The organism is Ktedonobacter robiniae, from assembly GCF_016587375.1.
GTDB classification, from domain to species: Bacteria; Chloroflexota; Ktedonobacteria; order Ktedonobacterales; family Ktedonobacteraceae; genus Ktedonobacter; species Ktedonobacter robiniae.
Map to the genome: position 1 here is coordinate 978665 of NZ_BNJG01000003.1, position 24187 is coordinate 1002851.

Consider the following 24187-nt stretch of genomic DNA (forward strand, 5'->3'; position numbering starts at 1 on the left):
AATGTGGCAAGTCAATTGCATTTGGGTTTAATAAAAAGAAAGTTTCATAGCACAGGTATTCGCGGGCCAACAGCACCCCAGGCCGTAAAGTATGATATAGTGGCAAAGTATATTGATAAATATCATTTTTATTTTCTAGAAAAGAGGTCCTTCGTGGTCAGGGATACCAACAAACATGAAAGTTTTATTCCGCGCATACCCGTCCAGAGTGAGACCCTCTTTGCCACCTACTTTCCCGCAACACCAGCGAGCTCACCTGATGGGCGCCAGGTAGCCTATACGCTCTGGTCATTTGAAGGAGAGCAACAGAAAAGGAGCGGGCGCATCTGGCGGGTTGATACGCAGGGCGGTGAACCAGCCCCCTTTGGTGGAAACAGCAAGAGCGAGTGGGGAGCCAGCTGGTCGCCTGATGGCAAAGAACTGGCCTTCGTGGCCCTTGATGGCGAGCCAGAGCTCCCACAGCTCTTCGTGCGCACCCTTGATGGGAAAAGCGAAGCCCGGCGTATCTGTAGCATGCCACGAGGATTGGAGGAGCCAATCTGGTCGCCTGATGGCTCACATATTGGATTTCTTGCGCGTACTGGTCAGGAGTCTGAAAAGGATCCACTGGTCCTGGCGCCCGCCTCACATCAGCGTCTCTGGGCCGTTCATCGCCACGGCGACACTCCTCGTCCTCTTACTCAGGAGAATATTACGGTCTGGGAGTATGCCTGGTCGCCTGATGGTAAGCACGTGGCTATTTATTATTCTACTGGCCCAGATGATACCGATTGGTACCGAGGACAGATAGGCATCGTCTCCACGCAGGGGGGCGCGGTGCGGCAGCTAACCGAACTGACGCGCCAGGCCAGTGGCCTTGCCTGGTCGCCTGATAGTACACGTCTGGCGTATATCTCGGGCGAATGGAGCGATCCCTGTCGCGGCGGGGGAGATATCTTTGTCATCAATGTCGCGGGAGGCGAGGCACACAACCTCACGCCGGGCATCGATTGTAGCCCAGGCTGGTGCCGCTGGCTCCCCGGGGGCAAGCAATTGCTCTATGCAGGCTGGTATGGAGCCAACGCCCAGCTTGGACTGATCAATGAGCAGGATGGCGCCATTACCCTGCTAGAGCGCGAGAACCAGGATTGTATCCTTAATCTCAGCATCGGCTTTCCAGGCGTGAGCGCCGATCTCAAACATCTGGTCGCTGTACGCTCCTCTTCGACTCAGCCCGATGAAGTCTGGCTAGCGGACATTGCTCAGGAGACAGCCCAGTTGGCCTGGAGACGCCTGACCCATGTCAATAAGCTCCAGGAAGAGACGCTGGCTCTGGCACCCAGCCAGGAGATCCGCTATCTCAGCGTTGATGGCTGGCTAATTGATGCCATCTATACCCCGCCTCTGTACCAGAGCGGAGATAGCTTGCCCCCTCTCTATGTTGAGGTACATGGCGGCCCATCCTGGGCGCGCCAGCATAGCTGGTCACCCTTCGTGCAATTCCTGGCGGCGGCAGGCTTCGCGGTCCTGCAACCCAACATGCGCGGTAGCTGGGGACATGGGGTTGCCTTCGCAGATGCCGTCCTGGGCGATATGGGTGGCAAAGACTTTCAGGATATCCTACATGGAATCGACTATCTCGTAGAGCAAAAGCTGGTGAATGGCGAACGTGTCGCCATTGGAGGTTGGAGCAATGGTGGCTTCCTGAGCGGCTGGGCGATTACACAGGAGCCAAAGCGCTTCAAGGCAGCCCTTATCGGCGCAGCTATCATTGATTGGATTGGTATGCATGCTGGCTCAAATATTCCCGATGCCGACACGCGCCTGCTTATGCAAAATCCCCTGGAGAATCCCGAGGCCTACCTGCGAAACTCGCCCCTGGCCTTCGCCGGGCGCATCGAGGCGCCCTCGCTCATCCTGCATGGCGACGCCGATCCAGCCGTTCCCGTGGCTCAGGCCTACGCCTTCTACCGAGCCCTACGCGAGCGCGGCGTGCCTGTCGAATGCGTTATTTATCCCCGAGAAGGCCATGGACTAAGCGAGCGCAAGCATATCAAAGACTACTATGAACGCCTACTACGCTGGCTGAAGCGCTATGTATAGACAAGGGAGACAAAGTCAGAGGTAAAGAATATGAGAATAGAGCGCTGGTGGATGCCAACGCCCTATTCTTGATATACTAATCGTTACCAATTAAGCTGGAATCGCCGACCAGTTCACTGAGTGCATGCTGAATATTAGCGATGCTAGAGAAAGAGGCACGATTGAGAAAGCGAGCGGGAAACTCTACTTCAAATTCATCTTCCAGGGCAAGCATGACATTCACGCTTGCATGAGAAGAGAGCCCGGCATCATAGAGATTGGCATCGTCGCTCAGCGTGTCTACATTGATTGGTAAACGTGCATTCTCACGTAAGATAGTTCGAATACGTTCATTCATTTTTGTGCTAAGTCCCTTCTATGAGAGAAGTAAAGAAAGATAAAAACGATATACACACAGGAACATCCAACGTTTAGCTGGATACAAGGTCAGCAATCACGATAGCTGTAGCATACTCTATTTCATGGCTCATGCTGAGAGAAAGAGCATGAATTCCCCGTTGCTCGGCCAGTTCAGCAGCTGTACGATGAAGAACAATATCGCAGGCTCCATCTGAAGCTCGCCTGACTTCGATCTCACGCCAATCGCCCCAAAAAGGTTCAGGACGCAGGATCTTCACTGTTGCCTCCTTCGCCGCAAAGCGCACAGCGAAGCTCTGAGCAACCGCTTGAGAACTGGTATGGCTGCAACAATAGGCCTGTTCTTCCTCAGTAAACAGACGGTTCAGGTAGACTTTGCCAAAGCGTTCAATAGATTCTTGGATATCTTTTACAGGTACGAGATCTATACCCACCCGATATGGTGATGCTTGCATATATTTGCTATTTTTCGATCGCTATGACGACTTCTTTGAATATTGCCCATTATAAAAGTCTTCAATTGTACATGTCAATCTTTTCTCTTTTCTAGAGATCGAATATACCGGGTGGGACCAAATGGTAAAAGGACATTGCCTTGCTATAGTGGTACAGTGCAGCCTCTGAAGCCCTTGCTGGCGATTTTTCTCTGTTGACGAAACAGATGGGCTATATTATAGTGTGATAGATAAAGTACGACATATGTCTTACGGTATTGGTATCCATGAGTCTCAGAAACAATGCACAGCTACAGGGTCCCTTGAGGGGTCACATATTGATAAATAAAAATTCCTATTCTAGATCTATACATCCCATTTTATTCTGCTCTTCGCGTTTACTCAAACTACAATACCTATATCTTTATGCTTCCTAAGCACAGCAAAGGAGACTTATCTCTTTAATGGAAACTATTCATTCTGTTGCCGAGGTTATTTCAAATCGAGATGACCTGATCCAAAAAGTACGCCATATCGGCAAAACAATCGCTCAACCGGCAGCGGCCAGTGTGGACAGCGAGGCGCGTTTTCCTCACGAAGCTATAGACGCGCTACGCCAGGCACGTCTCCTCTCGCTCTATATTCCTCGCCAATATGGCGGTGACGAATGTAGTTTTAGCGACTTGATTGCAATCGCCCAAACCCTCTCGCAATACTGTGCCTCAACGGCGATGATCTGGGCCATGCATCAGATCCAAGTAGCCTGCCTGGTCCACCATGAACAAAACTCCCCCTTCTTTCAGCAGTATCTACGCGAGATCGCCGAACGTCAGCTCCTCCTGGCATCAGCCACCTCTGAGGTAGGCGTGGGCGGGGATATTCGCAGCAGTGTTGCCGCGGTCGAGCAAGATGGAGAAGGCTGCCGCCTCTTCAAAAAAGCCACCACAGTTTCCTATGGCTCATATGCGGATGGTTACCTGGTAACGGCCCGCCGCTCACCTGAAGCGGCTCCCGGCGACCAGGTATTTGTGCTGCTCACCCGTCCTACAACTCAGCTAGAGCAGACTGGAACCTGGAACACCTTTGGCATGCGTGGCACCTGTAGCCCGGGCTTTAACATCACCTCTACCTTCCCTGCGGAACAAGTTTTGAGCACCTCTTTCGCGGATGTCGCTCCCCTAACGATGGTCCCCTTCTCGCACCTGCTGTGGGCCGCCTGCTGGCAAGGCATCGCCATTGATGCCTTTTCGCGCGCACGTAAGTTTATGCAAGCCAAGGCTCGCCAACTCAGGACTACCTCCCTTCCAGGTGATGGCCGACTAGTCGAGGCCAATAGCAACCTGCAATTGATGCGCGCAACGCTCGCCACCGCGGTGCAGGAATACGAAGACATCCTGCGCGATCCCGAGCATTCGGCAGAAAAAGCCTCCGACATAGGCTATAGCATTCGGCAGAATAACGTCAAAACTCTTGCCTCACAACTTGTGATACAGGTGGCGCAGCAGGCTCTCTACATTTGCGGCATGGCTGGCTATAAAGAAGATTCTCCCTTTAGCATCGGGCGCCACTTGCGCGATGCCTACTCCGCCAGCCTTATGATCAGCAATGATCGCCTCAATACCACCAATGCCGCGTTACTACTCGTTCATAAAGAAGAAGAATAGAAGGTTGAAAGAAGAAGATGGCGCAAGAGTTTTCAGCCCACGAAAGCACATTTCTTGACCAGTTAATTGCCCATGGTCTACTGATTCCTTCCGGGGTACAGGGTATCTATGGCAAAAGCGGCGTAATGGAGAATGTCATTTGCCGTATTGACGAGCTACTAACCGATATCGGGCGCGAGATGGGCGCGGATATTATGCGCTTCCCACCCGTCATGAACCGAGCAACCGTTGAACAGACAGGCTATATGAAGTCTTTCCCTCAGTTGCTGGGTTCGGTTCACTCCTTCACTGGCAAGCATCGCGACCATCAACAGTTGCTGAACGCGATGGAAGAGGGCCAGGACTGGAGCCAATCCCTCCCCTCAACGCAGGATGTCTTGATCCCAGCCGCCTGCTATCCCGTCTATCCTACCCTCACAGGCACGCTTCCAGAAGATGGACGCTTGGTTGATGTCTGCTGCTTCTGCTTCCGCCACGAGCCTTCGCCCGATCCCGCCCGCATGCAGTCCTTCCGCCAGCACGAGTTCATTCGCATCGCGGACGCCCACACGGTTGAGCAGTGGCATGGCGCATGGATTAAACGAGGCGACGCGTTCCTGCGTTCACTGGGCCTGGAGCCAGTAGTCGCACCCGCCAATGATCCCTTCTTCGGTCCCGGCGGACGCCTGCTCGCAGCCAGCCAGCAGGAGCAACAGCTAAAATTTGAGTTGCTCTCACCCATCAATTCAAGCGAGCATCTGACCGCCATCTCCTCCTGCAATTATCACCAGGACCACTTCGCGAGCAAGTTTGGCATTTATACCGCTAGCGGCGAGATCGCGCATACCTCGTGCATCGGCTTTGGCCTGGAACGCATCGCCCTGGCCCTCTTCCGCAAGCATGGGCTGGATACCGCTGAATGGCCCGTTGAAGTGCGAAAAAGGTTGGCCGTATGAAACATCTTGTAACGAGTATCGATGTTGAGAGCTATACACCGCACTGGCTCCATAGCAGCACCAATCACTGGCCACAGTCCAACTGTTATGTAGATCTATGGATTGAAATTTTGCATACCCTGCATGTCAATCCCCTGGCCTGCTTCGCCTTTACGCTCTCCATCGATTTTGAGGGAGATCAGTGGACATTTTTCAAGTTTCCCATTCATGATCTCTTCTTGCTCTACGGCATCGATGTCCAGGAATTGAATATCTGGAACGCGCTTTTGCCGCAGATCTGTGAGCAGACGGGTCGGGATCGCCTAACGCTTGTGGAGGTCGATGCCTTCTATCTGCCAGATGTGAGCGATACAAATTATCATCGCATGCATGAGAAGACCACGATTGGTATCCAGTCGATTGATCCCGAGGCACGTGAACTCCATTACTTCCACAACAGCGGCTATTATAGCCTGCAAGGCGAGGATTTCGATGGCATCTTCCATCCAGATCCACAGGTGGGCAGAACGGCAATTCTCCCTCCCTACGTCGAGTTCGCCAAATTTGATCGTTTACAGCGCCACGCGGATCAAGAATTGTCTACGTTAGCGCTTGAACTATTACGCGGCTATAGTCGACGCATCCCATCAGCCAATCCCTTCACTACCTATAGCCAGCACTTCCAGGCGCACCTGGCGATGCTCCCTGACCTGCAAGCCTATCACCAATATGCCTTTGCGACCCTGCGACAGTATGGCGCCTGTTATGCCTATGCCAGTCTCTTCCTTCAATGGCTGGCAGACTACCAGGGCGCCCATTTCAAAGAGGCCGCGGCTCATCTGGAGGCTATCTCCAGCGGCACCCAGGTCTTCCTGCTGCGGGCCGCGCGCGTGGTCAGAAACAAGAAACCCCTGGACCATCTCCCCTACTTTGAGGAGATGGCGATGCACTGGGATCAAGCCATGCAGCATATTCTCGCCAACCTGGCATAGGAAGAAAGAGACAAGGCTATGCATCCCACTTATCAGGCGTCTACGCATCGGCAGATCTCGCTGCACAATGGCTGGGAACTCATCTCAGTTGCTCCGGGCAGCTATCAAAACCCGGAGCAGCTAGCATCAGAAACCGCGCGCTGGCTTGCGGCCTCTGCACCTGGCACGGTCATGCAGACGCTACAACGCCATCAGCCCTGGGACTTCAACGCACCTCCAAACGCCGACGAGCATGACTGGTGGTATCACTGCACCTTCGCGGCACCCGCCAGCATGGAGGGAAAACGCTACACTCTCGCGTTCGAAGGTCTGGCGACGGTCGCAGATGTCTGGCTGAATGGCAAGCTCATACTCCATGCCGAGAACATGTTCCGAGCCTATGAGGTGGACGTGACGCCGCTCCTCACTGAGCGAAACGAACTCTATCTCCATTTTCACGCCCTCGCGGCTCTGCTGGCGCAAAAACGCCCACGTCCACGCTGGCGCACCAACCTGGTTGAGCAACAGCAACTGCGCTGGTTTCGCACGACGCTGCTAGGCAAAATTCCTGGCTGGTCGCCTCCCATCCAGGCGGTTGGTCCCTGGCAACCAATCTCCCTGGTGGAGCGCTCGACCCTCGCCATAGAACACCTGCACATCCACCCGAAGGTACAAGAGAATACGGGTGTCGTGAGCCTGGATCTCCAGGCCAGGAGCCTGGATGGAGGCGTGCCAAACCATGCCACGCTACGTGTTGGCGAGACCACTGTTGCCTTACAGGTGCAAACCGATACGTCAGTCACCTTTGCCCTTACCGGCGAGGCCCGGCTCAATGATGTCGCGCTATGGTGGCCACATACCCATGGGCAGCAACCACGCTATCCCGCCACCATTCAGCTTTATTATCCAGATACCGTGGCGGAGATAGATTGTGGTTTGCTGGCCTTCCGCACACTTGAGCTCTGCACTGAACAAGAAGACTTCAGCCTCCGCGTCAATGGAGAAGCCATCTTTTGTCGCGGCGCCTGCTGGACGCCTCTCAACATTGTGACCCTCACAGCCTCCCCACAGGAGTACCGCGAGGCACTTCTGAGCGCTAAAAATGCTGGCATGAACATGATCCGCGTCGGTGGCACGATGGTCTATGAGGATGAGGCCTTCTATACCCTCTGCGACGAGCTGGGCATCCTGGTCTGGCAGGATTTTATGTTCGCCAATATGGAGTATCCAGTCACGCAGGAGAATTTCCTCGCCAACGTGCGGACTGAGTGTGAGCAGGTGCTACAACGCCTGCAACGGCATGCATCACTCGCACTCTTGTGTGGCAATAGCGAGATCGCGCAACAGGTCGCGATGCTAGGTCTGCCCGAGGAGCGCTGGAGTAACACCTTCTTCGACCAGCTCCTGCCAGAACTCTGCCAGAGCTACACAGACGTCCCCTACTTGTCATCGACGCCAAATGGGGGCGCACTCCCGTTTCAGGTCAATGCGGGGACCTCAAACTATCAAGGCGTAGGGGCCTATCTGCGACCGCTGGAGGATGCGCGCCAGAGTGGAGTACGCTTTGTCACCGAGTGCCTCTCCTTCGCCAATATCCCTGAAGATCAGACGCTTGACCTGTTCTTGAAACCCAATCAGTCGCCCGTCCATCATCCCAGGTGGAAGGCACGTGTGCCACGCGACAACGGCCCCGGCTGGGACTTCGACGATATCCGCGACTACTATCTGGAGAAGCTCTTCCGCGTTGAGCCTATGAAACTGCGCTACGCGGACATGCAGCGCTACCTAGCGCTGGGGCGCGTCACCACGGGCGAAGTCATGGCCTCCGTCTTTGCTGAATGGAGGCGCCAGCGCTCCTCCTGTCAGGGGGGGCTGATCTGGTTCTATCGCGACCTCTGGCCAGGAGCAGGCTGGGGCGTCATAGACTCCACGGGCTATCCCAAGGCGCCCTACTACTACTTGCGTCGCGTGCTGGCTCCCACTACCTGTTTCTTCACGGACGAGGGATTGAGTGGGCTGAGTCTACATCTTGTCAACGACACAGAGCACAACATCCCCTCCGTGGTACAGCTCACACGCTATCGCCTGCCAGGCACGCTACTGGAGACAGCAAACGCTGAAATCCTACTGCCCGCGCGCGGTGCGCAAGAACTGCACACTGAAAAGCTCTTTGGGCATTTCCTGGATCTGACCTACGCCTTCCGCTTTGGTCCACCGGGACAGGACCTCGTGGTTGCTACCCTAAGCGCCCAGGAGACAGGCCAGGTGCTTGGAGAAGCCTTCTACTTCCCCCAGGGCCTGCCCAACACCCGCGAGCACTCTGTTGGCCTACAAGCCCACGCCCACCCCTAGAAGATGGCTCTTACGAACTGCACATAAAGGCCGAACAATTCGCCCAGGCAGTCGCGATACGAGCGAACCAGTACCTACCAGAAGACAACTACTTCCACATGCGTCCCGGGAGCGAGAAAATAGTCCGGCTGGTACCAGTGGGAAAAAAGTCATCCCTATGGGGATCACTCTCGGCACTTAATAGTCTGAATGATATAAATATTTAAAGGGCAATATAATCAAATGCTCTTTTTTTCTCAGTGGATAGAAAAGGAGGCAATTAAAACACATTTTACTTTAGTTCCGCCGTTAATCTTTATTATATGCCTACTTCATGGTTATACATTAAATGCAACCATGATCGATTCAACACACAAGTAACCCGAATTGATCGTGAATAATGAACGCTCTACCTATGGTTCTTAAATGCAAGAGATAAAGATGCTTTTAGCATCACATTTTGCTCCCGAGAGAAGGGATAAACGCTATGTTAGAAACTATTCAGCCAGTTGAAAAAAAGACCGCAGTACCTACACGCACGATTCAAGTGGGAAAATCCAAACGCCCCTTTTTCTTTTTGCATGGCGCCTGGACAGGAGGAACGCCGCTCTATTGCTTTACGCTTGCTCGTACGCTAGGGCGAGATCAACCCTTCTACGGACTCGATCCATACAATGTTGATGGTTTAGATGTACCAGCGACCTTGGAAGACATGGCAGCGGCACACATTCAAGCTATGCGTGCAATACAACCAGAGGGTCCCTATCAGTTGGGCGGTTTCTGTAGCGGGGCATTTCTCTCTTATGAAATGGCTCGCCAACTCAAAGAGCAAGGGCAAGAGATAAATTTTTTACTACTTGTAGCACCATCTAATATTACTGACTCACTTAGAAGGAAACGTAACATTTTTAATGCCCTGGGAACCCTATTTCATATCAGCCGAAAACAACAATTAAGCTTGTTTCTGCGCCTCCGGCATGCATTGAGGCATATATATAGAAAAATTCTTCCACCTGAAGATGGAAGAATCGAGGGCTTTTCTACACTGCTCACACTGGAACCAAGGTTAGATATAATGTTTCCACCCATGGAAGCTCTCTATAAAGATTTTCCTGGTCTTTTTCCCTGGCTTGCTGCTGATTATAAACCGCACTTTTTGCCAGAAAATGTTACATTTATCTGGGCTGGTGATGATCTTGGGGCAAAATCAATCTGGGGCTCAATTGAGCAGAAGGAAAACTCCGCCGTTATTCCTGGACCTTATATGGGACTTATAGACGAGCACCTGCATTTGTTAGCCGAACAGTTAAAGGTGAGCCTGAATAGAGTATAAGCATGTCAGGCATAGGGAAGGCTAATAGCTGTAGACCAGGATAGCAAGTGGGATCCTATCCTGATCTACAGCTATTATATTTAGCAAAGTCTTCCTGTGCTGTATCTTCCAGAAAACATCATGCGACAAGAGAACTTGTGTCAACCCGCATAACTGACTACCTTTACCTGGTAAGGAGTAAGAAGCACGCTCTGACCGTTAACATCCACCGTAACAGAACTCCCCATTTTATTGACCAACATCAATTTTTTATCAGAGGCTAAAGCTTCAACTTGGTCAGGCGCTGATACTGTCGTGCTATAAATCTTTGTGCCAGGTGCAAAATCGCTCTTGAGGCTGCTGGCGCTATAGTACCAGGGCTCAGGTTGTGCATTACCTGCATAGCTAGTGGTCCAGAGTCCCTTATCCGACCAGCCATCGCCCGATTCTCCCCAGGCAAGGGCCACCGCACCTCCAGCCTTTAAAAACTCGATCATCGTATAGGACTTCAACGCATTGTCATAAGCCGCATTTAGCACATCATTACGAGGATAAGAGAACCACTCTGCGAACCAGACAGGGAGCGTGGTAGAGCCTGGATAGACGGCGGGATCTAGAGAATGTATCCATTTCACGACATCTGCAAATTTTTCAGACGCGACAAAAGGATTTGCGGCAAGATTACCGGTAGATCTCTCTTCCCGATTTTCAATTGAGCTATCTACGGTAATAAAGCCAGCACCTACTTTGTGTTGTAACCAGTACTCTATGACATCGAAAGGACGTTGATCGAACGTACCATACGGCTTAATGAGATTTGAAGGATTGCTTGGTTGCTTCGCAGACCACACATCCATAAATACATAAGGGCCACCAATTTTTACACTATCGGTTGCTATGCCTTGTGTCTGCGCTACCTTCATAATTGTGCTGTAGACCTGATTATACATGTAGGTATAACCATGATTAGCATGTACTCCATTGGGATTACCCGGACTCGTTGTGAAATCGTAATTATTGATACCTGGATTGTAGTACCCCTTTAACTCATTCCAGACTTGAAAATACCGGACATTATAAGGCGGAGCCATGTAGCGTTCCGCTGTTCGTTGAACAAGATGCAGCCAGGCATCCATTTTATTATCCAGAATACGCGTTTCATAAGCAGCAGAAGACCATTCCTGTGCGGAGGTAAGCGTCCGGGCTTTGCCACCAGCCAGTGGACTTCCCTTCATCCACCAGGGAGCCTCGTCTAATGAAAGAACAGGAGTGCTACCAGTATCTACCGCCAGTTGCACCCGGCTATCCAGGGCAGACCAGTTCGTTGGCTCAGGGCTAGCAGGGTCAGGCCAGGGATCTGGTAGGCCCCAGCCCATAATGTGTGTATTTTGATATGATACCGACGTTCTGAGCAAAGACCTTACATCATTGCTAGAGTCAGAACCTTTACTCTCCGGGGGAAGGACCGCCTCATTATTGACATGGGTCACACCGAGAGCAAACTGGCTCGTCGCGGAACAAGATTTATCGACTAAAACATGTATTTTGCCGTCATTTGTCGTGCTAGCATCTTTGCCCTTACAACGAGAAAGCTCATCCGGAGTACTCGTTGGAGACGGCTTTACCTGTTCAGTGACACTGTTCTTCACATGTGTAGGGCTGTAATTATCGGGATTAGCGCAAGATGACAGACTAATCACAAGGAGTGCAAGGCACAACCAAAAATAAGCAGAACGTTTCTCCCATTCACTCATGCAACTCACCTTCGGAAAGTTTTGTGTTCGCGTCTTTAGCTAAAAATGTTGGAGAGACACATTGGCTAACTATCTCCTACCCAATTTACCTCAAGAAGAAAGATCTTACAACCAAATGCACTCATAGTAACGGGAGGGAGAAGAGCTTTGTAACAAAACGCCCATAAAGTACATATGTTATAGGAACCATTAATCCACTACTTCTCTTTAGTCCCAAAAGACTACTTTGATCTTATAAACTTGATATAAGAGCTACCCGCTAGCCAGTACAAAAGTACACCTCTATTGAGCAACTTCCTCTCTAGCCATCAAACATACAAAATACCTAGGCTTGACAGACTAAGTTGTAGTGAATATACTCGGCCATAAACGCGAAAGAATAGCCATATTTTCTTTAAACTAGGGATAATTTATACAATAAACCCTTTATTCAATATAATATTGTAGAGGCATGTAAAGAGGAATATGCCTATGCATTTTTGCTTGTTCTATCTTGAAACTTTGTTTTATTTTTGAGAATCCTTACTTATATCTCGTTCTCTTCAAAAAAAGAAATATTCCAGCCATATTTTCCCTACATTTACCATGCTTACGCCTATAGTAAGCAAAAATCCATTACACTATCACACCGTTTTACTTGATCATTCAAACTTATGATTATATTTCTGGTAAAGGGGGCAAATAACCTGACTAACGCTTATGGCAAGAACACCATAGCTTTTCGCTTCTATAGCAGTAAGGCTTCTCCCTTTATCGTTTAAAATACAGAAAGATGTCGATTGTATATATGTCAAAGCAAGAAAAATATCCTAGCATCAGTGTTGTTATCCCAGCGCGAAATGAGGCACAAAATCTTCAGCATATTTTACCCAAGTTACCCGAAATCGTCACTGAAGTTATCCTCGTCGACGGCCACTCAACGGATGATACAAGCAAAATTGCACAACAGCTATTGCCAGACATACGCGTCATTCAACAGGAAGGAAGAGGCAAAGGCGACGCAATGAGAGTAGGCTTTGCTGCTTGTACAGGTGACGTTATTGTTATGCTAGATGCTGATGGATCTGCTAATCCAGCAGAAATTGTACGCTTTGCCGAAGCGCTTATGGCTGGCTATGATTTTGCAAAAGGTTCGCGTTTCATCAAAGGGGGAGGCAGCCAGGATATTACTTTACTGCGTAGCATTGGCAATTATGTTCTGTGCCAGCTAGCTAACCTACTATTCCGGCAACACTTCAGTGATCTCTGCTATGGTTATAACGCTTTTTGGCGTCACTGTCTTGACCGGATTGACATCGACTGCGATGGTTTTGAGATAGAGTCACAACTTTGCCTACGTATACACAAAGCTCACTATAAGATTATTGAAGTTCCTAGCGTAGAGCATAGACGTATCTATGGAGAAAGCAATCTGCGCACATTCCGCGATGGATGGCGAGTCCTCAAAACAATTTTAAAAGAGCGCTCCAATACTCTCACTCAGACAGCACATTCCGCAGCACAAGGAAATTTATATATGCAAAAGCAACGTTCTATCAAAACAGTGGAGAATCCAAGCGTACAATAAAACTCCAATGCAGGGTTCCCTCAATTAAAATACTGAGTATCTCAATAGATGACAAATTGGTGAAAGCTATGCTATTACAGGCATATTATGAAGAAAATGTTGTTGAGCAAGCTCCCGATCTCATGCCCATGCGTATTGTCGAGATCGAGCTGGAGCAAGCCCTCCCGAACATCTCCGCCGTTGATCCCAAGACCCAACGCCGCTATCAGCGCGTACTGGCCGTCGTGCGCCTGCACACCCAGCCCCTGGGCCTTGCCGAACTGCCCCTCTCCACAGAGGAGCTCGCTCCTGCTACCTATGCTCCCCTGCTCTGGAATGCCCTGAGCAGTGAGATCAATGAACATTGCCAGCAAGATGGGTTGCCAAAGCTAAGTGAACTACCACTTCAGGGACTTGCCTCCACCACGCCTCCTCGCTGTCTCGCCGAACGCGAAGCCTTTCTGGCCAGTCCCGATCTGCCTCTGGTCAGCGTGATTATCCCAACCCATGATCGCCCCGAGACCCTTGCCTCCTGTCTGGAGGGTGTATTGGCTCAACGCTATCCACGCTTTGAAGTCCTTGTCGTCGACAATAAGCCCAGTACCGATGCAACACAACGACTCCTGACACAGATCTCAGGCACCCATCCACAGGTGCGCTATCTACGCGAAGAGCGTCCTGGCATTGGTAATGCCGCCAATTGTGGCATTGCAGCAGCCCAGGGCGAAATCCTGGCTTTTACCGATGACGATGTGGTGCTTGATCCCTACTGGCTTGTCGAGCTGGTACGCGGTTTTCGCCAGGCAGAGAAGGTGGCTTGCGTCACCGGCCTGGTCCTTCCCCTTGAACTGGAGCAGCCCGCACAGTTCTGGTTTGAACAGTATGCTGGCTTCACCAAAGGCTTCCAACGCCGCCTCTTCGACATGAAGGAGCATCATCCACGCATGCCCTTACATCCCTATATGGCCGGTCGCTTCGGCACAGGAGCCAGCATGGCCTTTACCGCCTCCTTCCTCAAGAGCATTGGTGGCTTTGATCCCGCCCTGGGTGGGATAGATAAGGTAAAAGCAGGGTTAGACATTGCAGCCTTTTTCGAAGTAATGATGCATGGCTATCGCCTGGTTTATGAACCTCGTGCCTTGCTCTACCACCTGCACCGCCGTGATTATTCTGGCTTGCGCAGGCAGCTTTATAATTATAGCGTAGGGTTTACGTCTCACTTGACCAGATGCATCTGGGAGCGCCCGCACCTCCTTCTTAGTCTTCTGCCTCAACTGATTTACGGTTTCCTTTTTGCCTTCTTCAATCGCTCGATAAAAAATCGTTTGCAGCAAAGTAGTTATCCGAAAGAGTTGAAACAACTTGAATTCAAAGGTATGCTCTTTGGGCCTCTGGCTTATCTGCAAAGCCGAAGAGTGGCACGTAAAGCCCTACCCAAAACTCACTTTAGCTAATCAAAATGATAGGAGTGTTGTATAAAAAGCAACGCGTTATCGTTTAAATTCATAACTGGTCTTGGGAAGTGGATAATCACTACTAATGGATAAGGGTAAGAATATATGTTGTTGCTGACACGTCAGAAAGATGTCTCTAGAGAACACGAGAACACCTCTCTTGAGCAAGCTCCCGATCTCATGCCCATGCGTATTGTCGAGATCGAGCTGGAGCAAGCCCTCCCGAACATCTCCGCCGTTGATCCCAAGACCCAACGCCGCTATCAGCGCGTACTGGCCGTCGTGCGCCTGCACACCCAGCCCCTGGGCCTTGCCGAACTGCCCCTCTCCACAGAGGAGCTCGCTCCTGCTACCTATGCTCCCCTGCTCTGGAATGCCCTGAGCAGTGAGATCAATGAACATTGCCAGCAAGATGGGTTGCCAAAGCTAAGTGAACTACCACTTCAGGGACTTGCCTCCACCACGCCTCCTCGCTGTCTCGCCGAACGCGAAGCCTTTCTGGCCAGTCCCGATCTGCCTCTGGTCAGCGTGATTATCCCAACCCATGATCGCCCCGAGACCCTTGCCTCCTGTCTGGAGGGTGTATTGGCTCAACGCTATCCACGCTTTGAAGTCCTTGTCGTCGACAATAAGCCCAGTACCGATGCAACACAACGACTCCTGACACAGATCTCAGGCACCCATCCACAGGTGCGCTATCTACGCGAAGAGCGTCCTGGCATTGGTAATGCCGCCAATTGTGGCATTGCAGCAGCCCAGGGCGAAATCCTGGCTTTTACCGATGACGATGTGGTGCTTGATCCCTACTGGCTTGTCGAGCTGGTACGCGGTTTTCGCCAGGCAGAGAAGGTGGCTTGCGTCACCGGCCTGGTCCTTCCCCTTGAACTGGAGCAGCCCGCACAGTTCTGGTTTGAACAGTATGCTGGCTTCACCAAAGGCTTTCAACGCCGCCTCTTCGACATGAAGGAGCATCATCCAAAAACGCGGTTGCACCCTTACACAGCTGGTCAATTTGGCACAGGGGCCAGCATGGCCTTTACTGCTTCCTTCCTCAAGAGCATTGGTGGCTTTGATCCCGCCCTGGGTGGCATAGGTCCGGTAAAAGCGGGATTAGATATATCAGCCTTTTTCGAAGTAATGATGCATGGCTATCGCCTGGTTTATGAACCTCGTGCCTTGCTCTACCACCTCCATCGTCGCGATTATTCTGGCTTGCACAAACAACTTCATAACTATGGCATGGGCCTTACTGCTTACCTGACCAAGTGTGTCTGGGAGCGCCCGCACCTGCTCTTTGATCTGCTTCCAAAACTAGCGTATGGTCTTTTTTTCGCTTTAAGTAATCGCTCTGCAAAGAATCATAAGAGGCAGGATAACTATCCCAAAGCATTAAAACAAGCGGAATTAAAAGGCATGCTCTTTGGGCCTTTGGCCTACCTACAAAGTCGGAGAGTGGGACGTAAAGTTCTGCGGAAAAACGCGCTCTAGTGAAAACTTATATTTGATCTTAAACAAATTGGATGCATTATCACTGATACACAAGGGTAAGAATATATGTTGTTGCTGACACGTCAGAAAGATGTCTCTAGAGAACACGAGAACACCTCTCTTGAGCAAGCTCCCGATCTCATGCCCATGCGTATTGTCGAGATCGAGCTAGAGCAAGCCCTCCCGAACATCTCCGCCGTTGATCCCAAGACCCAACGTCGCTATCAGCGCGTACTGGCCGTCGTACGCCTGCACACCCAGCCCCTGGGCCTTGCCGAACTGCCCTCTCCACAGAGGAGCTCGCTCCTGCTACCTATGCTCCCCTGCTCTGGAATGCCCTGAGCAGTGAGATCAATGAACATTGCCAGCAAGATGGGTTGCCAAAGCTAAGTGAACTACCACTTCAGGGGCTTGCCTCCACTACGCCTCCTCGCTGTCTCGCCGAACGCGAAGCCTTTCTGGCCAGTCCCGATCTGCCTCTGGTCAGCGTGATTATCCCAACCCATGATCGCCCCGAGACCCTTGCCTCCTGTCTGGAGGGTGTATTGGCTCAGCACTATCCACGCTTTGAGGTTATTATTGTTGATAACTCTCCAAGTACAAATGCGACAGAACAGTTTCTCACTCAAACCTATGGCACACATTCTCAGGTGCGCTATCTGCGCGAAGAGCGTCCTGGCGCTAGCTGGGCGCGTAATTGTGGCATTGCAGCAGCTCAGGGCGAAATCCTGGCTTTTACCGATGACGATGTGGTGCTTGATCCCTACTGGCTTGTCGAGCTGGTACGCGGTTTTCGCCAGGCAGAGAAGGTGGCTTGCGTCACCGGCCTGGTCCTTCCCCTTGAACTGGAGCAGCCCGCACAGTTCTGGTTTGAACAGTATGCTGGCTTCACCAAAGGCTTCCAACGCCGCCTCTTCGACATGAAGGAGCATCATCCACGCATGCCCTTACATCCCTATATGGCCGGTCGCTTCGGCACAGGAGCCAGTATGGCCTTTACCGCCTCCTTCCTCAAGAGCATTGACGGGTTCGATCCCGCTCTAGGTGGACTCGGTCCATCCAAAAATGGACAGGATATATCAGTTTTTTTCGAAGTAATGATGCATGGCTATCGCCTGGTTTATGAACCTCGTGCCTTGCTCTACCACCTGCACCGCCGTGATTATTCTGGCTTGCGCAGGCAGCTTTATAATTATAGCGTAGGGTTTACGGCTCACCTGACCAAATGCGTCTGGGATCATCCACTCCTTCTTTTTGATCTCTTGCCTCAACTAGTTTCCAGTTTTTTCTTCGCCTTTTTCAATCGCTCAGCAAGAAATCGTTTGCAACAAAGCAGTTATCCGAAAGAGTTGAAACAACTTGAATTAAAAGGTATGCTTTTTGGACCCCTGGCCTACTGGCAGAGTCGTAGGATAACAGCCAAAACCTGGAAGAAGGCATAGCATCATGATCCAAGACACTATCCAAGCAGAGACATCAGATATTAGTGTTATTATTTGCGCCTATACAGAGAGACGCTGGGACGACCTGGCAGCTGCTGTATCTTCTGTACAGCAACAAACCTTACCAGCCCGAGAAATCATAGTTGTGATCGATCACAATCCGCAATTGTTTAACAAAGCACAAACAGATTTGACAGGAATTGCTGTCATCCAAAATCAAGAAGAACGTGGATTATCTGGAGCACGCAACAGCGGAGTTGCCATTGCTCAAGGTCAATTTATCGCTTTTCTAGATGATGATGCTCTAGCAGACGCCAACTGGTTGATGCTCTTCCAACAGGTCTTGCAAGACCCACATATTCTGGGCGTTGGCGGATCTGTCGTTCCGCTGTGGATAGACCATAACCCCTCCTGGTTACCAGAGGAATTTTACTGGGTTGTGGGTTGCACCTATCTAGGTATGCCTCAAAACAACGCGCCAATTCGTAACCCAATCGGAGCAAGCATGTGCCTGCGTCGTGAAATATTTGAAAGCGTTGGAGGTTTCCGTAGTGGCATTGGACGTATAGGCACACGCCCAATTGGCTGCGAAGAGACTGAGCTATGTATTCGTGCAAGCCAGCACTGGCCTGCGCGTCAATTCTTTTACCAGCCCCAGGCCAGGGTTCAACATCGTGTTCCGGGTCAACGCGCACAGTGGAGCTATTTCTGGTCGCGCTGCTACGCAGAGGGCATTTCAAAAGCATTTATAACACGCTACGTGGGAACAAAAGATGCGCTCTCGTCCGAGAACACCTATACATTTCATACGTTACCCCAGGGTGTAACACGTAATATAAAGTCTGTGTTTACACAACATAATCCAGGTAGCCTTCTAAAAGCAATAGCCATCATTACTGGACTAGGAGTGACGGCAGGAGGATATATAATAGGAAGACTTTTTTCACGCAAAAATGAATAGGAGCAAAGTAAGCAAATACCAGCTGTACACGACAGGCAAGAAGGAGATCCTACCCCTGTACTATAGTACTTACTATGTATGCAATATCCCCCACCCCTGGTTTATGCTTATATATGGATTTACAAAAGTGATTCAGAGCCAGAATAGCCGCCTATAGAAGAAATCTGGGCGCGAGAATGCTCACCACAACAGTGGTGTTAAATTTCGCCGAAGAATAAGTCGTTGCGGGAGTTTCGTTGGTGATAACGCCTATCTTTCAATGGGTCAAAAAAAATAAAGCCATATTATTTAATACCGGTTCACTGATTGGCACGATGGTTGTTACATCATTGCTAGGCTTTGCCTACTGGTGGGTAGCAGCTCGCTTGTTTAGGCCAGAAGCCGTGGGCCTCGCCTCGGCGGCAACCTCAACCATGATGCTGATCTCCTCATTCTGTATGATGGGTTTGGGAACTCTGCTCATCACCGAAATTCCCCGTAATAAGGGCAATGAGGGACCACTCATCAGTACAGCTCTTCTGCTGGTAGGAGGCGTTGGCTTTGTAGCTGGAACCACCTTTGCTCTGCTCGCACCTTTTATTTCTCCCGCACTTCGACCCATAGGTGCAGACATACAAAATATTGTGCTCTTCGGTGCTAGTATTAGCATCACCGTGATTACCATAGTCATTGACCAGGCAGTGATCGGGCTTCTCCAGGGAGGATTACAGTTCTGGCGCAATACCATCTTCTCAATTGTCAAACTTATCGCCCTCTATCTCCTTGCTATTTGGCTCAACGATAAAATTGGTATGTCTATCTATGCAACCTGGACGCTAGGCAACATCTTCTCGCTCATACCGCTGATATTCCTGGCTATATGGAAAAATCGTACCAGGCTAGGTAGCCTTTTGCCTCGTTGGTATGTGCTGCGCAAGCTAGGAGGAGCAGCAATCCAGCACCATATCTTAAACCTGATACTTCAGGCACCAACCCAGGTCTTGCCTGTACTCGTTACTGTACTGCTCTCGCCAGCAATGAATGCCTGGTTCTATGTCTCATCCATGCTCGCCAATTTTGTGTTTTCTATCGCGGCCTCACTTACCACTGTGCTGCATGCAACGAACGCGGCCCAGACAACTACGCTTTCACAGAAGACACGCCTGACGGTAGGCATCTCAGCTCTCACAGGTGTCGTCACCAGTGGCATCCTGGTGCTCGCAGCGAACCTGGTTCTCAGTTTTTTTGGTCACAGTTACGCAGCAAACGCTGCATGGCCTCTGCGCATCCTGGCACTGGCCGCTTTTCCGCTTATCATTAAAAACCATCATATCGCTATTCGCCGCATCAAAGACGAGATCACCAACTCGATGCTGCCCATTATACTAGGAAGCATTCTCGAACTGGTTCTAGCAACATTAGGCGCAGGTTTGGGAGGAGGGTCTGGCTTGAGCCATGAGTGGATGGTAGCGCTAGTCACACATTTGAGGGAGTTGTCTGGCCTGAACCTTGGGTTATTGATAACGCTAGGCGCACGTTTAGGAGGCTTGACCGGCCTGAGCCTGGGGTGGGTTGCGGCTCTAAGCGTTGAGGCCACCTTTATGGCTCCCCTCGTCTTCAAAACGATTCGCGGGACTGATACGGTCGCCAATACCATCAGTAGCGTTGTAGACGCCGATACCATGATCCTACGAGCCATACGCCCACAAACCATTACCGATTCGCTGGGGAACTTCATTGATACGCCAACGCAACAGCTAGCCACTATCATGGGACTGGATTCGCCTACTGACACCATCAAAACACTGACATTCATTGATGCGCCGACCATAAAAATGAATAGAATCCAGATCGAAGAGCAGCACACTATACGGCTACCAAAGATAGAGAAACAGCGGCCACCTGTTACACCCAGACGATATGTCGTTCCAGATACCCCCGCGCCTTTAGCCAGGTCCATCAAACGGCCAAAGTTGGAACCAATAACTATGGGAATGCGAGCCCTGAAAATTATAAGGACGCCCTCTAGTAATGATGAAGGGCCAAATCAGGTCGAGCAAGAGCACATTGCGAACCAGGCCTTTAGCCGGAATAGAAATGATGAATATTAAGAACAATGAATAAAGGAATTACCATATCACAAGCTCAGAGCGGTCTAAAAATACCGCTTCTCATAGATATCGTCTGCCTGCTGCTACCACTAGGCGCTTTTGTCCTCTGGTATAGCTCACTAGGTAATGTAGCGATAAATATACCACGGATGAATGACCTGGGGTTGGTTTCTATCATGCCACCCACCTTGATCATCGCATTGCTGATCATGATGGTGAGCTTCTGTCTAACACTACAACAGCCACGCCTGCGTACGCCCATTGTGCTATTGCATTTTGCGCTTTTGATCTTTATGCTGTATGCTCTCTGCATCCTTGTAGAGGAGGCACCACGCTTTGCAATTGTGTACCGTCACGCAGGATACACAGAGTATATTATGCGTACCGGGTCGGTTGATCCCGGCCTGGATGCTTATTTTAGCTGGCCTGGTTTCTTTATTTTAAGTGCTTTCGTAACACGAATCTCTGGCTACCCCGATATCCTGGGTTACGCTAGCTGGGCGCCTGTTTTTTATAACGTGCTCTATCTTGGTGCTCTATACATGCTCTTTAGCACATTTACGAGCAATAAACGTTTGATTTACCTGGCTTTATGGTTCTTTTGCATCACCAACTGGATCGGCCAGGATTATTTCTCACCACAGGGCTTCTTCTTCTTCTCCTACATCGTTATTCTAGCCATCATCTTAAAATGGTTTAAAGCGCCACCTGGTACGCCCATTCGTCCCCTCGGTTCTCGTTTAAGTCGTATACGTTTCTTGCCCCAAGTCTATACCTGGCTCACAGCGCCCGACTCATTAAATACTCCTGCTATTTCACGAGCCAAAAGCATTGCGCTACTCATCAGCATGCTCACTATTTTTGCCTTCTCTGTCTATGGACATCAATTGACGCCTTTTTTCATCGTGGCAAGCGTTACCGGCCTTATCGTCTTTCGTCGCTGTACACCCAAAATCTGGTGGCTACCTATCGCAATGGTAATCATGATAGGGGCTTGGCTCATTCTTATGACCCAGTCATTTCTATCTGGACATATGAGCCAGGTTTTCGGAGGAATTGTCGATATTTTCTCTTCCGTCTCCTCCAATGTCTCAAATCGTGTGGGAGGAAGTCCTCAACACACCTTTATTGCACGCCTACGTCTCATCATGACGGCTTTTGTCTGGGGATTAGCTGGTATAGGGGCGATTTTCCGTCTTCTTAAGGGCCATAAAGATGCCTCGATCATCATTCTAGCCCTGGCCCCATTTCCATTATTCATGATCCAACCCTATGGTGGAGAAATGCTGTTACGCTGCTATCTCTTTGCATTGCCACCTATGGTCTTTCTTGCGGCTTCAATATTTTATGAGCTACCAACGCTTCCAACATTCCTGGCATTCCTATCACCACTTGTATCACGGCTCACAGCACTCCTGGCTACTATAAAGTTCCCCTGGCGGGGCATAGCAATCGCGGGCATAAATATCATCTTGCTAAGCAGTTTCCTCTACACCCGCTATGGCAATGAGAATATGGATTACAAGACATACGATGAGATAAATGGTGTCTACAAGCTCTATAGTATAGCTCAACCCGGTTCGCTCTTAGTTGCTGGTTGGGACGGAACACCATGGCAGATTAAAGATTTTGAAAAATATCCACTCACCTCTCTCGATAGCACCGATAAACTAGGTGATGCAGTATACAACTTAAATGTTGCTTACGTTGTCCAATATATGCAAAACCAGAAGGGGCAACGAAACCAACAAATCTACTTTATCTTCACACGCAGTCAGAAAGCTTGGTTTAACTCCATGTCGGGTTTCCCTCCTGGCGCACTTGATAAATTTGAGAACGCCGTGGCCTCATCAGGTGACTTTAATCTGGTATATCGTAGTCAGGATGTGCAAATATTCCAGCTTGCCAGTGCCGCTGGAGGGAAACTATGAAAATGCGTTTACCCTGGCTGTGGCCTGCCATAATTATTCTTTCTGCCCTTGCGGCTTGTATCGTCACATATGTGATCCCCGACGCTCAAATTAGAGCAGTCACTGTCATGAGTTTTCTCTTTATTTGCCCTGGCATGGCGCTGGTACGTTTCCTTCGCCTCAATGATGTTGTCACGGAATGGATCATGGCTTTTTCTTTGAGCTTTGCCATTGATGCCATAGTGGGAGGCATATTTTTATACACAGGCCACTGGTCGCTTTCCGGCATTCTCATTACCTTGTTAGTTATTAGTCTTATGGGAGCAGCAGGACAACTCGTAATCCTACATCCCGTGGTGGCGCAACGCCTGAGCGTGTTGTCCATTTTCAAAATGCCAGAAGATATAACTGATAGCGAGACGATGGCCCTACCAAAAATATCGCTCGCAGGTGATACAGACAAAGCGGTAAGTATTGAAGATCTGCAGACAGCCTATTTGCCCAGCTATAAACTTACATCTGGCACAAATCAAACCAGAGATGTAACCGAGACAGATACCGTACAAATGCCCTCAGCCATACGCAACACACCTGCTCAAGAAGATATTGCTGATCATGATACAACATATATAAATGCACTTGAACATATAAATGCAAATGACTTACCAGATATAACTGACGAGTCACAAAGCAGCATAGAGGCCATTGAAGAGAAGGCAACTGTACATGTTCCCAGTATTAGTATTTCTTATTCACCCGCGCCTCAAACGAGGCCAATCACTGATAAACAACCTTTAGAGGAACAAGAAACACAGCAACTAAGCACTAACGCCACCCAAGAAAAAGACATCATTGAAGAACAAGACATTGCTCCTATCCCAGATGCTCCACCCACTCCTGCTAGCAAAGAGCAAGTCATTGAGGAGAAAGAAACTGTCAATATCCCAGTGGCTTCGCCCTCTTCTACTAATGAAGAGCAAGCTGGAGAAGAGCCAGTCATTGAAGAGAAAGAAACTGTCAATATCCCATCAGTACAGGTGCCTGAGCCTGATCTGATATCTGAACAAACATCAGCCAATTCTCCAACTTCAGAGAAAGGACAAGAGGAGCAGGAGGAGAAAGAGCCAGTCATTATTGCAGCAAAACCAGAACCTTCCAAGGAACCACAGAAAAAAGAAAAAACTCTTTCTGCCAGAACAATAATTCCACACACCAATCCTCACAAAGCTATCGTTCAGGAGCCTACTACAAAAAATGTTTTGAGGAAGAAGCGTCTCACTAAAGAAGCCTTAAAGCGAGAGGTCTCAGAGCAAGACAACATTTGATTGCAGTGAATTCTGTTTAACTACTTTTTACTTATGCTTTTAGCAAGTTTTAAAATAAGCTTTTAAAGCAAAGAAGGTAGGAACACGCCAGTGTGTTTTTTATGCAGAAAAACATTATAATACAACTTGGAAGGAAAGCGTTGCCAGAAAAC

Annotated in this window: 18 protein-coding genes and 1 pseudogene; 16 read left to right on the plus strand and 3 right to left on the minus strand. The window is 49.9% G+C overall.

The genetic code is table 11. The annotated features are described in order from the left end of the window. The first annotated feature begins 153 nt into the window (after positions 1-153). The gene (locus JMJ04_RS36910; RefSeq protein WP_201375355.1) at positions 154-2082 is read left to right on the plus strand and encodes a S9 family peptidase; all 1929 of its coding nucleotides are present in this window, start codon (positions 154-156) and stop codon (positions 2080-2082) included. A 76-nt stretch (positions 2083-2158) separates the two neighbouring features. On the opposite strand, the gene JMJ04_RS36915 is transcribed toward JMJ04_RS36910, so the two are convergent. Beyond that, on the minus strand, positions 2159-2419 hold the full coding sequence (locus JMJ04_RS36915) for an acyl carrier protein (RefSeq protein ID WP_201375356.1): 261 nt from the start codon (positions 2417-2419) through the stop codon (positions 2159-2161). 73 nt (positions 2420-2492) lie between these two features. Then, positions 2493-2894, minus strand: coding sequence for a holo-ACP synthase (locus tag JMJ04_RS36920; protein ID WP_201375357.1), 402 nt, complete (start codon positions 2892-2894; stop codon positions 2493-2495). Positions 2895-3337: 443 nt separating this feature from the next. Between JMJ04_RS36920 and JMJ04_RS36925 the strand changes: the two genes are divergently transcribed. The 6 genes and pseudogenes from JMJ04_RS36925 to JMJ04_RS36950 all read left to right on the plus strand — a co-directional run bounded on the left by JMJ04_RS36925 (position 3338) and on the right by JMJ04_RS36950 (position 10086). After that, the gene (locus tag JMJ04_RS36925) at positions 3338-4537 is read left to right on the plus strand and encodes an acyl-CoA dehydrogenase family protein (protein WP_201375358.1); all 1200 of its coding nucleotides are present in this window, start codon (positions 3338-3340) and stop codon (positions 4535-4537) included. Positions 4538-4554: 17 nt separating this feature from the next. After that, complete coding sequence (locus tag JMJ04_RS36930) at positions 4555-5472, plus strand: amino acid--[acyl-carrier-protein] ligase (RefSeq protein ID WP_201375359.1); 918 nt, start codon at positions 4555-4557, stop codon at positions 5470-5472. After that, positions 5469-6443 carry a DUF1839 family protein gene (locus JMJ04_RS36935; protein WP_201375360.1) on the plus strand — a complete coding sequence of 325 codons (975 nt, stop codon included), beginning with the start codon at positions 5469-5471 and terminating at the stop codon, positions 6441-6443. Before JMJ04_RS36930 ends, JMJ04_RS36935 begins: the two co-directional genes overlap by 4 nt. A gap of 18 nt (positions 6444-6461) precedes the next feature. After that, positions 6462-8774: a glycoside hydrolase family 2 protein gene (locus JMJ04_RS36940; RefSeq protein WP_201375361.1), complete on the plus strand. Its 2313-nt coding sequence runs from the start codon at positions 6462-6464 to the stop codon at positions 8772-8774. An 11-nt stretch (positions 8775-8785) separates the two neighbouring features. Continuing rightward, positions 8786-8980, plus strand: a pseudogene (locus JMJ04_RS49190) (glycoside hydrolase family 2 protein); the annotation flags it as partial. Positions 8981-9240: 260 nt separating this feature from the next. After that, on the plus strand, positions 9241-10086 hold the full coding sequence (locus tag JMJ04_RS36950; protein ID WP_201375362.1) for a thioesterase domain-containing protein: 846 nt from the start codon (positions 9241-9243) through the stop codon (positions 10084-10086). A gap of 140 nt (positions 10087-10226) precedes the next feature. Here JMJ04_RS36950 and JMJ04_RS36955 read toward each other — a convergent pair whose 3' ends face one another. Next, complete coding sequence (locus JMJ04_RS36955; RefSeq protein WP_201375363.1) at positions 10227-11819, minus strand: hypothetical protein; 1593 nt, start codon at positions 11817-11819, stop codon at positions 10227-10229. Positions 11820-12606: 787 nt separating this feature from the next. Here JMJ04_RS36955 and JMJ04_RS36960 point away from each other — a divergent pair. From JMJ04_RS36960 to JMJ04_RS37000, 9 genes are all read left to right on the plus strand, one after another. After that, positions 12607-13386 (plus strand): glycosyltransferase family 2 protein, encoded by a 780-nt coding sequence (locus JMJ04_RS36960; protein ID WP_201375364.1) that lies wholly within the window; start codon positions 12607-12609, stop codon positions 13384-13386. Between the two features lie 68 nt (positions 13387-13454). Further along, the gene (locus JMJ04_RS36965; RefSeq protein ID WP_201375365.1) at positions 13455-14819 is read left to right on the plus strand and encodes a glycosyltransferase family 2 protein; all 1365 of its coding nucleotides are present in this window, start codon (positions 13455-13457) and stop codon (positions 14817-14819) included. Between the two features lie 105 nt (positions 14820-14924). Next, on the plus strand, positions 14925-16307 hold the full coding sequence (locus JMJ04_RS36970; protein WP_201375366.1) for a glycosyltransferase family 2 protein: 1383 nt from the start codon (positions 14925-14927) through the stop codon (positions 16305-16307). A gap of 66 nt (positions 16308-16373) precedes the next feature. After that, complete coding sequence (locus tag JMJ04_RS36975; protein WP_201375367.1) at positions 16374-16649, plus strand: hypothetical protein; 276 nt, start codon at positions 16374-16376, stop codon at positions 16647-16649. Positions 16650-16684: 35 nt separating this feature from the next. Continuing rightward, entirely contained in the window at positions 16685-17749 is a 1065-nt protein-coding gene (locus JMJ04_RS36980; protein ID WP_201375368.1) for a glycosyltransferase family 2 protein, read from the plus strand. Positions 17750-17753: 4 nt separating this feature from the next. Then, the gene (locus JMJ04_RS36985) at positions 17754-18710 is read left to right on the plus strand and encodes a glycosyltransferase family 2 protein (RefSeq protein ID WP_201375369.1); all 957 of its coding nucleotides are present in this window, start codon (positions 17754-17756) and stop codon (positions 18708-18710) included. A 239-nt stretch (positions 18711-18949) separates the two neighbouring features. Then, positions 18950-20800 (plus strand): lipopolysaccharide biosynthesis protein, encoded by a 1851-nt coding sequence (locus JMJ04_RS36990; protein ID WP_201375370.1) that lies wholly within the window; start codon positions 18950-18952, stop codon positions 20798-20800. A gap of 5 nt (positions 20801-20805) precedes the next feature. Next, complete coding sequence (locus tag JMJ04_RS36995; RefSeq protein ID WP_201375371.1) at positions 20806-22731, plus strand: hypothetical protein; 1926 nt, start codon at positions 20806-20808, stop codon at positions 22729-22731. After that, positions 22728-24035, plus strand: coding sequence for a hypothetical protein (locus JMJ04_RS37000; RefSeq protein WP_201375372.1), 1308 nt, complete (start codon positions 22728-22730; stop codon positions 24033-24035). Before JMJ04_RS36995 ends, JMJ04_RS37000 begins: the two co-directional genes overlap by 4 nt. Positions 24036-24187 lie beyond the last annotated feature (152 nt).

Excerpts from the sequence above, each read along its gene's own strand:
- JMJ04_RS36915 (WP_201375356.1), bottom strand. The coding sequence starts at position 2,419 with ATGAATGAACGTATTCGAACTATCTTACGTGAGAATGCACGTTTACCA.
- JMJ04_RS36920 (WP_201375357.1), bottom strand. The coding sequence starts at position 2,894 with ATGCAAGCATCACCATATCGGGTGGGTATAGATCTCGTACCTGTAAAA.
- JMJ04_RS36925 (WP_201375358.1), top strand. The coding sequence starts at position 3,338 with ATGGAAACTATTCATTCTGTTGCCGAGGTTATTTCAAATCGAGATGAC.
- JMJ04_RS36930 (WP_201375359.1), top strand. The coding sequence starts at position 4,555 with ATGGCGCAAGAGTTTTCAGCCCACGAAAGCACATTTCTTGACCAGTTA.
- JMJ04_RS36935 (WP_201375360.1), top strand. The coding sequence starts at position 5,469 with ATGAAACATCTTGTAACGAGTATCGATGTTGAGAGCTATACACCGCAC.
- JMJ04_RS36940 (WP_201375361.1), top strand. The coding sequence starts at position 6,462 with ATGCATCCCACTTATCAGGCGTCTACGCATCGGCAGATCTCGCTGCAC.
- JMJ04_RS36950 (WP_201375362.1), top strand. The coding sequence starts at position 9,241 with ATGTTAGAAACTATTCAGCCAGTTGAAAAAAAGACCGCAGTACCTACA.
- JMJ04_RS36955 (WP_201375363.1), bottom strand. The coding sequence starts at position 11,819 with ATGAGTGAATGGGAGAAACGTTCTGCTTATTTTTGGTTGTGCCTTGCA.
- JMJ04_RS36960 (WP_201375364.1), top strand. The coding sequence starts at position 12,607 with ATGTCAAAGCAAGAAAAATATCCTAGCATCAGTGTTGTTATCCCAGCG.
- JMJ04_RS36965 (WP_201375365.1), top strand. The coding sequence starts at position 13,455 with ATGCTATTACAGGCATATTATGAAGAAAATGTTGTTGAGCAAGCTCCC.
- JMJ04_RS36970 (WP_201375366.1), top strand. The coding sequence starts at position 14,925 with ATGTTGTTGCTGACACGTCAGAAAGATGTCTCTAGAGAACACGAGAAC.
- JMJ04_RS36975 (WP_201375367.1), top strand. The coding sequence starts at position 16,374 with ATGTTGTTGCTGACACGTCAGAAAGATGTCTCTAGAGAACACGAGAAC.
- JMJ04_RS36985 (WP_201375369.1), top strand. The coding sequence starts at position 17,754 with ATGATCCAAGACACTATCCAAGCAGAGACATCAGATATTAGTGTTATT.
- JMJ04_RS36995 (WP_201375371.1), top strand. The coding sequence starts at position 20,806 with ATGAATAAAGGAATTACCATATCACAAGCTCAGAGCGGTCTAAAAATA.
- JMJ04_RS37000 (WP_201375372.1), top strand. The coding sequence starts at position 22,728 with ATGAAAATGCGTTTACCCTGGCTGTGGCCTGCCATAATTATTCTTTCT.